14 protein-coding genes and 1 riboswitch are annotated in these 11693 nt (G+C 70.8%); of the genes, 7 read left to right on the top strand and 7 right to left on the bottom strand.

Annotated features, from left to right (window positions below):
- Positions 1-53: 53 nt before the first annotated feature.
- Entirely contained in the window at positions 54-1037 is a 984-nt protein-coding gene (locus ACGFYV_RS27245; RefSeq protein WP_393881112.1) for a glucosyl-3-phosphoglycerate synthase, read from the bottom strand.
- A gap of 152 nt (positions 1038-1189) precedes the next feature.
- Positions 1190-1330: riboswitch (SAM riboswitch) on the top strand.
- Between the two features lie 17 nt (positions 1331-1347).
- Between ACGFYV_RS27245 and thrC the strand changes: the two genes are divergently transcribed.
- From thrC to ACGFYV_RS27220, 5 genes are all read left to right on the top strand, one after another.
- Entirely contained in the window at positions 1348-2634 is a 1287-nt protein-coding gene (gene thrC, locus ACGFYV_RS27240) for a threonine synthase (protein ID WP_393881111.1), read from the top strand.
- Entirely contained in the window at positions 2631-2906 is a 276-nt protein-coding gene (locus ACGFYV_RS27235; RefSeq protein WP_393881110.1) for a MoaD/ThiS family protein, read from the top strand. Before thrC ends, ACGFYV_RS27235 begins: the two co-directional genes overlap by 4 nt.
- Positions 2907-3338: 432 nt before the next feature.
- Positions 3339-3545 (top strand): cold-shock protein, encoded by a 207-nt coding sequence (locus ACGFYV_RS27230; protein ID WP_007493268.1) that lies wholly within the window; start codon positions 3339-3341, stop codon positions 3543-3545.
- A gap of 349 nt (positions 3546-3894) precedes the next feature.
- On the top strand, positions 3895-5517 hold the full coding sequence (gene groL, locus ACGFYV_RS27225) for a chaperonin GroEL (RefSeq protein ID WP_393881109.1): 1623 nt from the start codon (positions 3895-3897) through the stop codon (positions 5515-5517).
- A gap of 233 nt (positions 5518-5750) precedes the next feature.
- Positions 5751-6899, top strand: coding sequence for an NADH:flavin oxidoreductase (locus ACGFYV_RS27220; protein ID WP_393881152.1), 1149 nt, complete (start codon positions 5751-5753; stop codon positions 6897-6899).
- A gap of 99 nt (positions 6900-6998) precedes the next feature.
- Here the strand turns inward: ACGFYV_RS27220 and ACGFYV_RS27215 are convergent, their stop codons facing one another.
- From ACGFYV_RS27215 to ACGFYV_RS27200, 4 genes are read right to left on the bottom strand one after another with little or no spacing between them, the layout of a single operon-like run.
- Complete coding sequence (locus tag ACGFYV_RS27215) at positions 6999-7577, bottom strand: hypothetical protein (RefSeq protein ID WP_393881108.1); 579 nt, start codon at positions 7575-7577, stop codon at positions 6999-7001.
- Between the two features lie 32 nt (positions 7578-7609).
- Positions 7610-7864: a hypothetical protein gene (locus ACGFYV_RS27210; protein ID WP_393881107.1), complete on the bottom strand. Its 255-nt coding sequence runs from the start codon at positions 7862-7864 to the stop codon at positions 7610-7612.
- A 30-nt stretch (positions 7865-7894) separates the two neighbouring features.
- Positions 7895-8044 carry a hypothetical protein gene (locus ACGFYV_RS27205; protein ID WP_393881106.1) on the bottom strand — a complete coding sequence of 50 codons (150 nt, stop codon included), beginning with the start codon at positions 8042-8044 and terminating at the stop codon, positions 7895-7897.
- 44 nt (positions 8045-8088) lie between these two features.
- Positions 8089-8994, bottom strand: coding sequence for a MurR/RpiR family transcriptional regulator (locus ACGFYV_RS27200; RefSeq protein WP_393881105.1), 906 nt, complete (start codon positions 8992-8994; stop codon positions 8089-8091).
- A gap of 55 nt (positions 8995-9049) precedes the next feature.
- Between ACGFYV_RS27200 and ACGFYV_RS27195 the strand changes: the two genes are divergently transcribed.
- Together ACGFYV_RS27195 and ACGFYV_RS27190 are read left to right on the top strand one after the other, a co-directional pair.
- Positions 9050-9433 (top strand): hypothetical protein, encoded by a 384-nt coding sequence (locus tag ACGFYV_RS27195; RefSeq protein WP_393881104.1) that lies wholly within the window; start codon positions 9050-9052, stop codon positions 9431-9433.
- A 10-nt stretch (positions 9434-9443) separates the two neighbouring features.
- Complete coding sequence (locus ACGFYV_RS27190) at positions 9444-9716, top strand: DUF4031 domain-containing protein (RefSeq protein ID WP_393881103.1); 273 nt, start codon at positions 9444-9446, stop codon at positions 9714-9716.
- A gap of 75 nt (positions 9717-9791) precedes the next feature.
- On the opposite strand, the gene ACGFYV_RS27185 is transcribed toward ACGFYV_RS27190, so the two are convergent.
- Entirely contained in the window at positions 9792-10871 is a 1080-nt protein-coding gene (locus tag ACGFYV_RS27185; protein WP_393881102.1) for a GNAT family N-acetyltransferase, read from the bottom strand.
- 75 nt (positions 10872-10946) lie between these two features.
- The gene (locus ACGFYV_RS27180) at positions 10947-11603 is read right to left on the bottom strand and encodes a hypothetical protein (protein WP_393881101.1); all 657 of its coding nucleotides are present in this window, start codon (positions 11601-11603) and stop codon (positions 10947-10949) included.
- Between the last annotated feature and the right edge of the window lie 90 nt (positions 11604-11693).

Here is an 11693-nt window from a genome sequence, read left to right as displayed (position 1 = left end):
CGCACAGCCGCGCCAAGCCGGGCCCAGCCGCCGACCGCTTCCGCGCGCGCCCCTCACGCCACCCTGCGCGCCGCGTACTCCGCGATCTCCGCCATCGGCGGCCGTTCCTCGGTGTCCACCGAGTAGGTGCGCGGCTCGAACCCGTCCTCGCCCCGTTCGAACTGGGTGAGGGAGGGCCGCACGAGGTGCCCGCGGGCGAGCCGGAGCTGTGCCGTGCGGTAGATGGCGGCGGCCATCCGGCCCAGCGCCTGCCCGTCCTGGTGCCGGTGCCTGCGCACGCCCACGTCGACCTGGGCCAGCGCGTCCAGGCCCACCAGGTGCAGCGCGTCGACCAGCATGCCCAGCTCCACCCCGTACCCGACCGGGAACGGCAGCTGCTCCAGCAGGGAGCGGCGGGCCGCGTACTCGCCGCCCAGCGGCTGCACGAAGCCGGCCAGCTGCGGCCAGTGCATGTTCAGCAGCGGGCGGGCCATCAGTTCGGTGACCCGGCCGCCCTGCCCGGCGGCGCCGGCGGCGGGGGGGAGCCCGTCGTCGGACACCGTGAGCGGGCGGTCGTACATCGCCTTGACCAGGTGGACGTCCGGGTCGGTGAGCAGCGGTCCGACGATGCCGAGGACGAAGTCGCTGGAGAACTCCCGCAGGTCGGCGTCGACGAAGCAGACGATGTCGCCGCTGGTGACCAGCAGGGAGCGCCACAGCACCTCGCCCTTGCCGGGCACGGCCGGGATGCGCGGCAGGATGCTGTCGCGGTGGACGACCCGCGCGCCGGCGGTGGCCGCCGCCTCGGAGGTGCGGTCGGTGGATCCGGAGTCGACGACGACGATCTCGTCGACCAGCGGGATCTGCCCGGCCCGTCCCATGAGGTCGCGGCGGATCGCCGCGACGATGTCGCCGACGGTCTCCTCCTCGTTGAGCGCGGGCAGGACGACGGAGACGGACTGGCCGGTGCGCTGCTTCGCGGCCAGCACCCGGTGCAGCGGTCGGTCGGCCATGGACCAGGAGCGGGTGGCCAGCCAGCGCTCGACTTCTTCCAGCACGGTCTGCGGCTCCTCACTGTCGTGATCACCCGGTGGATGATCCATCTCGCGGTTCGGACGACTCTCTCAACTGTCCTGGCCTTCGGTTACAGTCTTGAACAACGCCGATGACCACCGCCTGTCGGGGGTCGCCCGCGTTCACAACCGAATACCGCTCATCCAGAGGGGCAGAGGGATACGGCCCGATGAAGCCCCGGCAACCCTCCAGTCGGTCACTCGTTCACGCGAGGCTCCCGGCTAGGGAAGGTGCCAAATCCGTCTCGCGGCGAAGTGCGTCGTGAGGAAGATGAGGAGAAAGGGCCTCGCCTCCATGGCTGTGCAGACAGTTGCAAGCACCGGAAATCCCACCGTCGACCTCGGCCCCGCCGCGGCGTTGAGCTGTCGCGAGTGCGGTCACCGGGTACCCCTCGGACCGGTCTTCGCCTGCGAGGAGTGTTTCGGCCCGCTGGAGATCGCGTACGACTTCTCGGCCTACGAGCCCGAGGAACTGCGCAAGCGGATCGAGGCCGGCCCCGCGAACATCTGGCGTTACGCCCCGCTGCTTCCGGTCCCGGCCGACGTGGCCGACAAGCCGAACATCAACCCCGGCTGGACCAGGCTCGTCAAGGCCGACAACCTGGCGCGCGAGCTGGGCGTCACCGGCGGCCTGTACGTGAAGGACGACTCCGGCAACCCGACGCACTCCTTCAAGGACCGTGTCGTCGCCCAGGCCCTGGAGGCCGCGCGCGCCTTCGGCTTCACCACGCTCTCCTGCTCCTCCACCGGCAACCTGGCCGGCGCCGTCGGCGCCGCCGCCGCCCGCGCCGGCTTCCGTTCCTGCGTGTTCATCCCGCACGACCTGGAGCAGGGCAAGATCGTCATGGCCGCGGTCTACGGCGGTGAACTCGTCGGCATCGAGGGCAACTACGACGACGTGAACCGTTTCTGCTCCGAGCTGATCGGCGACTCGGCCGGCGAGGGCTGGGGCTTCGTCAACGTCAACCTGCGGCCGTACTACGCCGAGGGTTCCAAGACCCTGGCGTACGAGATCTGCGAGCAGCTCGGCTGGCGGCTGCCGGACCAGCTCGTGATCCCGATCGCCTCCGGCTCCCAGCTCACGAAGATCGACAAGGGTCTTCAGGAGCTGATCAAGCTCGGTCTGGTCGAGGACCGGCCGTACAAGATCTTCGGCGCCCAGGCCGAGGGCTGCTCGCCGGTGTCGACCGCGTTCAAGGCCGGGCACGACGTGGTCCGCCCGCAGAAGCCGGACACCATCGCCAAGTCGCTGGCCATCGGCAACCCGGCCGACGGGCCGTACGTCCTCGACATCGCGCGCCGCACCGGCGGTGCCGTGGAGGACGTGACGGACGAGCAGGTCGTCGACGCCATCAAGCTGCTGGCCCGCACCGAGGGCGTGTTCGCCGAGACGGCGGGCGGTGTGACGGTCGGCGTCACGAAGAAGCTGATCGAGAACGGCGTCCTGGACCCGACGCTCACCACGGTCGTCCTGAACACCGGTGACGGCCTCAAGACCCTGGACGCGGTGGCCGGCACCGGCCTGACCGCGACCATCCGCCCGACCCTGGACTCCTTCCGAGAGGCTGGCCTCGCATCATGAGCGTGACCGTTCGCATTCCCACGATCCTGCGCACCTACACCGGCGGTCAGGCCGAGGTCCCCGCCGAGGGCGGGACCCTCTCCGAGGTCATCGCGGACCTGGAGAAGAACCACACCGGGATCGCCGCCCGCGTCCTGGACGACCAGGGCAAGCTGCGCCGCTTCGTCAACGTGTACGTGAACGACGACGACGTCCGCTTCGAGCAGGGCCTGGAGACGGCCGTCCCGGACGGGGCCGGCGTCTCGATCATTCCGGCCGTCGCCGGCGGCTGAGAATTCCCCAAGGCGACGACAGCTACGGACTGTTCATCGAATGGCCCCCTCCGTGAGAGAAGCGGAGGGGGTCATTCTGTGTGATTGAGCGCGGTACAGTTGGGGAACGCGTTCCCGCCCGGACGGGGTGGGGGCCCTGAAAAGATGCCGCGCACCCGATAAGAAATAGCCAAAAGGCTCGGGTTATATGCGGCATTTGTGGTTTTTGCGGGGCCCGACTTGCCCTGCCTTCGGGCGACTTCTCGCCACATTCCGGACCGGTCACGTCCAGATTTCTCGTCCGATTGACCTGTTGCAGACGGCAGTTGGACAGATACATTCAGCCGCGGTCGACGCGTTCCGGCGCACGCCCCCGACCGATTGGGGGGTGAGGTCTGACCCGGATCCGCGAAGTGCGGATCTGTGCAAGGGCCAGTAATAGGGGAGTTGGGCATGGCTCAGGGCACCGTCAAGTGGTTCAACGCGGAGAAGGGGTACGGCTTCATCGCGGTCGACGGTGGTGCGGATGTTTTCGTCCACTACAGCGCGATTCAGATGGACGGATACCGCACCCTGGAAGAGGGGCAGCGGGTCGACTTCGAGATCTCGCAGGGCCAGAAGGGCCCGCAGGCGGACATGGTCCGGCTGGCGACCGGCTGAAGCACGCGTCGACTGAAAACGACGTTCTTCTTCGAAGGGCCCGTGCCTCCTGGGGCACGGGCCCTTCGGCGTGCCCGGACGTGACCTGGCCGTGCCCCGGGCGCGTCCTCGTCGCCCTGTTCGCGCGCGGCTGACGCCACCTCCCACATCCCGTGAGCCGCTTGCACTCGACCATGCCGAGTGCTAATCATTGGCGTTAGCACTCTGAAGGTGAGAGTGACAAAAAAGGACCGGGTCGGTGAGGCCCGCAGGCCACGTGGGGCAAGGAACCACAGGCCGGCGAGCCGTCCGTCGCGGGCGCGGGCGCGGTCCGAAGGAATCACCCCCAGTCCTGGAGGGACCACTTCACATGGCCAAGATCATCGCGTTCGACGAGGAGGCGCGGCGCGGCCTCGAGCGCGGCATGAACCAGCTCGCGGACGCCGTCAAGGTGACGCTCGGCCCCAAGGGCCGCAACGTCGTCCTCGAGAAGAAGTGGGGCGCCCCCACGATCACCAACGATGGTGTATCCATCGCCAAGGAGATCGAGCTCGAGGACCCGTACGAGAAGATCGGCGCCGAGCTGGTCAAGGAAGTCGCCAAGAAGACGGACGACGTCGCCGGTGACGGTACGACCACCGCGACCGTTCTCGCCCAGGCCCTGGTCAAGGAAGGCCTGCGCAACGTCGCCGCCGGTGCCAACCCGATGGCTCTGAAGCGCGGTATCGAGAAGGCCGTCGAGGCCGTCTCCGCCGCCCTGCTGGAGCAGGCGAAGGACGTCGAGACCAAGGAGCAGATCGCCTCCACCGCGTCCATCTCCGCCGCCGACACCCAGATCGGCGAGCTGATCGCCGAGGCCATGGACAAGGTCGGCAAGGAAGGCGTCATCACCGTCGAGGAGAGCAACACCTTCGGTCTGGAGCTTGAGCTCACCGAGGGCATGCGCTTCGACAAGGGCTACATCTCGGCGTACTTCGCGACCGACATGGAGCGCATGGAGGCGTCGCTCGAGGACCCCTACATCCTCATCGCCAACTCCAAGATCTCCTCGGTCAAGGACCTGCTCCCGCTGCTGGAGAAGGTCATGCAGTCGGGCAAGCCGCTGCTGATCATCGCCGAGGACGTCGAGGGCGAGGCCCTGTCGACCCTGGTCGTCAACAAGATCCGCGGCACCTTCAAGTCCGTCGCCGTCAAGGCCCCGGGCTTCGGTGACCGCCGCAAGGCCATGCTCGGCGACATCGCCATCCTCACGGGCGGCGAGGTCATCTCCGAGGAGGTCGGCCTCAAGCTGGAGAACGCGACCCTGGACCTCCTGGGCCGCGCCCGCAAGGTCGTCATCACCAAGGACGAGACCACCATCGTCGACGGCGCCGGCTCCTCGGAGCAGGTCGGCGGTCGCGTGAACCAGATCCGCGTCGAGATCGAGAACAGCGACTCGGACTACGACCGCGAGAAGCTGCAGGAGCGCCTGGCGAAGCTCGCCGGCGGTGTCGCGGTCATCAAGGCCGGTGCCGCCACCGAGGTGGAGCTCAAGGAGCGCAAGCACCGCATCGAGGACGCCGTCCGCAACGCGAAGGCCGCCGTCGAGGAGGGCATCGTCGCCGGTGGTGGCGTGGCCCTGCTGCAGACCACCGGTGTCTTCGAGAAGCTGGAGCTGGAGGGTGACGAGGCGACCGGCGCCAACGCCGTGAAGCTCGCCCTTGAGGCCCCGCTGAAGCAGATCGCCGTCAACGCCGGCCTTGAGGGCGGTGTCGTGGTGGAGAAGGTGCGCAACCTGACCCCGGGCCACGGCCTGAACGCCGCGACCGGCGAGTACGTCGACCTGGTCGCCGAGGGCATCATCGACCCGGCGAAGGTGACCCGTTCCGCGCTGCAGAACGCCGCCTCCATCGCCGCGCTGTTCCTCACCACCGAGGCCGTCATCGCCGACAAGCCGGAGAAGGCCGCCGCGGCTGCTCCGGGCGGCATGCCGGGCGGTGACATGGACTTCTGATCGGCCTCTGGTTGATCGACGTCCTTACCGAGGGCGGCACTTCCTGTCTGCGACAGGGGGTGCCGCCCTCGGGCGTGTCCGGGATCACAACAGGCCCGGGGGCGGGCGGAATACCGGGGGCCGTACTCTCGTTCACTTAAGAATATGCACCAATGCGCGTGCACATACTGACCGGTCAATACTGCTACTCACGAGGAGCCCCCTACGTGACCGCCACGACGCCCGACACCGCGATCGACACCGCGCCCGGCTCGGCACCCGGCACCGCGCCCGCCGCCTCCCGCGCCGCCCAGATCCTGTCCCGCCCGATCCGGCTGGGCGGGCTGACCGTGCCCAACCGGATCGTGATGGCGCCGATGACCCGGATGTTCTCCCCGGGCGGCATCCCCGGCGAGGACGTGGTGTCGTACTACGCCCGCCGTGCCGCCGCCGGTGTCGGCCTGATCGTCACCGAGGGCACGTACGTCGGTCACGCGTCGGCCGGCCAGAGCGACCGTGTGCCCCGGTTCCACGGCGAGGAGCAGCTCGCGGGCTGGGCGAAGGTCGCCGAGGCCGTGCACGCGGCGGGCGGCACGATCGTGCCGCAGCTGTGGCACATCGGCATGGTCCGCAAGCAGGGCGAGCCGCCGTTCGCGGACGCTCCCGCGGTCGGCCCGTCCGGCCTGGTCACCGAGGGCGCCGAGCTCACGGGCAAGGCCATGACCCAGGAGGACCTGGACGACGTCGTCAACGCGTTCGCCCAGGCCGCGGCCGACGCCGAGCGCATCGGCTTCGACGGCGTCGAACTCCACGGCGCCCACGGCTACCTCGTGGACCAGTTCCTGTGGGCGGGCACCAACCGCCGCACGGACGCCTACGGCGGCGACCCGGTGGCCCGCACCACGTTCGCGGCCGAGATCGTCGCGGCGGTCCGCAAGGCCGTCTCCCCCGACTTCCCGGTCATCTTCCGCTTCTCGCAGTGGAAGCAGCAGGACTACTCCGCGCGTCTCGCCGAGACCCCCGAGGAGCTGGAGGCGATCCTCACCCCGCTGGCCGCCGCCGGCGTCGACGTCTTCCACGCCTCCACCCGCCGCTACTGGCTCCCCGAGTTCGAGGGCTCCGACCTCAACCTCGCGGGCTGGACCAAGAAGCTCACCGGCAAGCCGGTCATCACCGTCGGCTCGGTCGGCCTCGACGGCGACTTCGTCAACGCGTTCCGCGGCGAGGGCTCCCCGGTCAAGGGCATCGACGACCTCCTCGACCGGCTGGAGAGCGAGGAGTACGACATGGTCGCCGTCGGCCGCGCGCTGCTCCAGGACCCCGAGTGGGCCGCCAAGGTGCTCAGCGACCGCGTCGACACGCTGAAGCCGTACGACGCTGCCGCGGTGAAGACGCTCAGCTGAGGCGGATGTGAGCAGGTGAACTGGTGAACTGGTGAACAAGCCAACAGGTGAACTGGTGAACCAGGTGAACCAGGTGAACGTGGGGGCGCGCCGTGGCGCCTACAGGTTGCCCATCGGCTCGATGTCGACGTACACGGGCGTCCCCCACACCCGCAGCACCTCGTAGTCCGTGAACTCGTGCACGAGCCGGTACGCCATGGCGGGCCGGGACCCGCGCCGCTGAGCGGCCAGATACGCCTCGGCCTCGTGCCGGTCCCGCCGGGGCGTGCCGCACAGGTGCCACTCCCGGCCGTTCCACGCCTCCGGCAGCCAGCGCTGCTGGGGCTGCGGCCGGTCGGCGCGCACGCCGTACCGGGAGGGCGCGCTCGCCGGCGCCTCCGCGCCCTGCCCGCGCCCGCCCCCACCCCCGTACTCCGCGCGCCGCGCCGCCCGGCGCCGGGTCTCGCACAGCAGGCACAGATCGGGCGCGCTCTCGTCGACCGGCCCGTTCGGATGCTCCGGGCACCGGGTGCTGGGCGCGCTGGTGGCGACACTCTCGTCCAGCAGATCGAGCGCCCTGCGCAGATCGGCCTTGATCTCGTGCAGCCGTCCGTCCGGGGTGTCGGCGGTCAGCGCCTCCCCGTGCTCCCCGAGCACCCGCAGTGCCCGCCCGAGCGCCGTCAACTGGGCGTGGTTCATGCCTCCCAGCTTCTCACCCGCGGCTGCCGGGGTCAGCCGCCGTGGTGGAGCAGGCTTCCCTCGCCGCACGCGGGGGCGCTCTCGTTCAGGGGCAGCGGGGAGACGGCCTTGACCACGGGGACGACGGTGAGGTCGGCGGCGCACCTGGTGGTGCCGGTGGCCGTCCAGCGGCCGTCGTGGTCGCCGGTGTGGGGTTGGGCGGGGGAGGGGGCGGCCAGTGCGGGGGCGGTGGCGGTGAGGGCCGCGGTGGCGGTGAGGGCGGCGGTGGTCAGGAGCTTCTTCATCATGACCGGGGAAACGAACGCCCGGAGGGTGCGTCACGCGGGGCGCACCCCGGCGCGCAGCTGGCCGCCGGACTCCTCCAGGAGGCGGGCGGCCGTCGGGGCGTCGACGCCGTCGAGGACGGCCAGGACCGCGTTCCTCACCTCGCCGTCCGCCAGTTGCTCGCGCAGGTCTTCGGCGGTCATGGGGGCGGCTCTCTCGGGTTCGGGTACCGATTCGCGGCCGGTCGTCACCGGGGGCTGGTGCGATGCCGGTGGGCGAGTGCCTCGTACGAAGCGGCCAGCGCGGGCGCTGCCGTCTCGTACGTCCGCTGCGCAACGCCCACGAACAGGCAGTCCACCACGAGCAGTTGACTGGTCCGCGAGGACATCGCGGCCGGGCGCAGTTCGGTCTCCCGTGAGGTGGACGTGGTCAGCACGTGGTCGGCGTACTGGGTGACCGGCGAGTCGGGCCGGCCGGTGATGGCCACGGTCGTGGCCCCGCGCTCGAAGGCGACCCGGAGCGGTTCGATGACGTCCCCCGTCGACCCCGAGTGCGTGATCGCGATCGCCACGTCACCCGAACGGAGCTGCACCGCGTTGGTCACCGCGAGATGCGGATCGCTGTGCGCGTGGGCTATCACCCCTATGCGGAGCAGCTTCTGCGTGAGGTCCTGCGCGACGAGCCCCGACGCCCCTATGCCGTACACGTCGGTGCGGCGGGCTCCGGCCAGCGCGGTGACGGCCGCGCCCAGTTGGACGGTGTCGAGTCCGGCGGCCGTGTCCGCGAGGGTCTGCTGCTCCTCGTACGCCAACTTCGTGACGACGTCGGCGATCGGGTCGTCCACCGCGATGTCCGTCGTGATCGCGGGCGCGCGGCCCGACTCCTGCTGGGCGGCGAGGCCCGCGAGAGCGAGCCGCAGATCGCGGTAGCCGGGGTAGCCGAGCAGCCGGGCGGTGCGGACGACCGTCGCCTCGCTGGTGCCGGTGAGTTCGGCGAGGCCGGTGACCGTGAGGGCGGCGCAGCCGGCCGGGTCGCCCGCGACGGCCTCGGCGACGCGCTGCATGGACCGGGTCATGGACGGGGCGAGGGTGCGCACCTTCGCGGCGAGCGAGCCACCCGGCATGCCGAAAATTTCCTTCACGTCCTGGGTCACACATGAAAGATATTTTCGGTTCGGTGTCGTGGTCAAGAGTGCGCACAATGGGGGCATGGACCCCATCAGCCCCCTTGAACAGGCGTTGCACGCGGCCCGCGCCCTGGTGCTCGCGGATCTGGTCGCCGGACAAGTCGCCCAAGCCGACGTGGTATCGCTGGTGGAGGACTCCCTCGCGCAGCGCCGCTGGTGGGTCGAGCAGTGGCCGGAGGGCATCGCCTACGTGGCCGGGCTCGTCGCCCAGGACGTACAGGACGCCCTGCTGGAGCGCCACGGCCGCTGGCCGCTGTGCCCGGTGTGCGGCTCCGGCGACCCGCACGCGCTCGACGTCGAACCGGAGCTGGGCCCCGACCCCTACTGGGTGTGCCACAAGGCGGGCGTGAAGGTCGCCTCCGTCGGCGGACTCGGCCGGGCGACCGGCGGGATGTCGTCCTCGTGAGGCGGCACCCGTGACGGTCTACATCGACCCGCCCGCCTGGCCGGGCCACGGCCGCATGTGGTCGCACCTGGTCAGCGATGTGTCGTACGACGAACTGCACACGTTCGCCGAGACGTTGGACGTACCCCGCCGGGCCTTCGAACGCGACCACTACGACATCCCGTCCCACCGGTACACGGACGCGGTGGCGGCCGGCGCGGTGGAGGTCAGCAGCCGCGAGGTGGTGCGGCTGCTGACGGCGGCGGGCCTGCGCAGGAGGAAGAGAACTCAGGCCCGGCGGTAAAGGGAAGGGGCGGTAAAGGGAAGGGGCGGTGAAGGGAAGGGGCGGTAGAGGGAGGAACCGGTTGCGGAGGGGGACTCAGGCCCGGCGGTAGTAGAGCTGGAGCCCGCTGTCCGCGCCGTGTTCCTCGTGCGCCGTCCGCTCCTCCTCCACGGTCGCCCGGGTGAACCCCGCCCGGCCGAGGACGTGCTGCGAGGGGAGGTTGGCCGACTCGACGGTCGCGATCACCGTGTCGACGTCGTCCCGGGCCAGCGCCCACCGCGTCAGCGTGCGGACGGCCTCGGTGGCGTAGCCCTGGCCGCGGGCGCCCTCGACGAGGTCGTAACCGATCTCCACGCGGCGCTCCTCGTCGGGCACGCCGTGGAAGCCGATGCCGCCGATCGCGCGGCCGTCCTCGTGCCGGACGAGGGTGAAGACCCCGAACTCGGGCCGGTGCACGCCCGCTTCGTACGCCTTCACCAGGAAGCCGGCCGCCTCCCGCGTCCCCTCGTACGGCCCGCCCTCGATCCACGTGAAGCCGCCGTCGCCGCCGAGGCGGAGATCGCGGGCGGCGGCCGGGCGGACGCCGGTGAGCGTGAGGCGTTCGGCGGGCAGGACCAGGTTGTTGGACCAGCGCCACTCGGTCACCGGCGTGCGGCCGGGCAGTTCGCCGCGGCCGGTCGCCCACAGCAGGGTCGGCCACGGCGCGGGACCGGGCTGGACGTGCGGGAAGAGCAGGCCCAGGACGGCCTCGGCAAGCTCCTCCGACGGCGCGTAGGCGACCCCGAGCCCCTCGGCGACGTCATGCGTGTGCAGCAGGACCTCGGCGACCCCCATCGCCGCGAAGCCCTCGCGGTCCGCGCTGCGGAACGGGTACGGGTGGAAGGCGCGGACACCGGGCGGTGCGGTCCGCACGGCCGCGGCGAGCAGGGCGCCGGTCGACTCGATGACGTGCACCAGGGCCGCGTTGTCGGCGCCCTCGTCGAGGGTGATCTCGAACGGAACGTACGCGTCCTGCGCCCGCCCGGCCAGGTTGGCGGCGTACGCGATGAGATCCTCCGCGATGTGGAACGCCGTGGCCCGGCAGTCCCACTCCAGCCGCCCGGCCTTGACCGCCCCCCAGTCCTGTTCCGCCGCCCCCCGCAACACCGCGGCACAACCCGCCACGGCCTCGGTCACATGATCTCCGCCCATAACCCCGCCCATATCCCCGTCCATCGCTCGCATGGGGCGAACCCTAGGGGGGCGGGTGCGTCAGGTCGACAGCATTTCCAGTTCGGAGGTCAGGTTGTAGCGGGCCGTGGCCTCCCAGTGTTCCCGGCCGTAGGGGGTGCGGAACAGGCTCGGCAGGGCGAGGAGTTGGCGGAGGATCGCCGAGCGGCCCTCGCGGAAGGTGGCGGTGGGGATGAAGTGGTATTCCTCACGGACTTCGGCGGTGTAGGCGGCGTAGGCGGAGGGGGGTGCGGCGAGGATGGCGAGGTCGGCGTCGCAGAGGACCTGGCCGTCGCGGTCGTCGGCGGTGGGGGCGTGGGTGGTGGTGAGGCGGACCAGCCGGGCGACCTCGGCCGTCCTGGCCGCCGGGACGCCCGCCTCGGGCAGGGCGCGCTCGGCCAGGTGGGCCGACCGCTCCTCGTTCTCGGAACGCTCCGGTGCGTAGACCGCGTCGTGGAACCAGGCGGCCAGACGTACGACGTCCGGGTCGGCGGCGTACGCCTCCAGCGTGTCGATGTGATCGAGGACCGCGGTGAGGTGGGCCAGCGTGTGGTAGTGCCGCTGGGGCTCCTGCCAGCGGGCGAGGAGATTGTCGGCGTAGGGGGCCGGGTCGGGCCCGGCGCCGGGGGCACGGGCGCCTTCCAGAGCGCGGGCGAAACGGAGACGCAGAGCGCCGAGGTCGGCCGTGGGATGCAGCATGTCTCTCATTCTTCCGTGGCGTGGAGTGGTGCGGCTGCTTCCGTGGCGTGGAGCGGTGCGGCTGCTTTCATGACGGCTGGGGTGCTGGCG

Origin of the sequence: Streptomyces sp. NPDC048297 (assembly GCF_043201585.1) — a bacterium.
Taxonomy (GTDB): domain Bacteria; phylum Actinomycetota; class Actinomycetes; order Streptomycetales; family Streptomycetaceae; genus Streptomyces.
The sequence above is the reverse complement of the archived record's forward strand: the minus strand, read 5'-3'. Positions and strand labels throughout refer to the sequence as shown.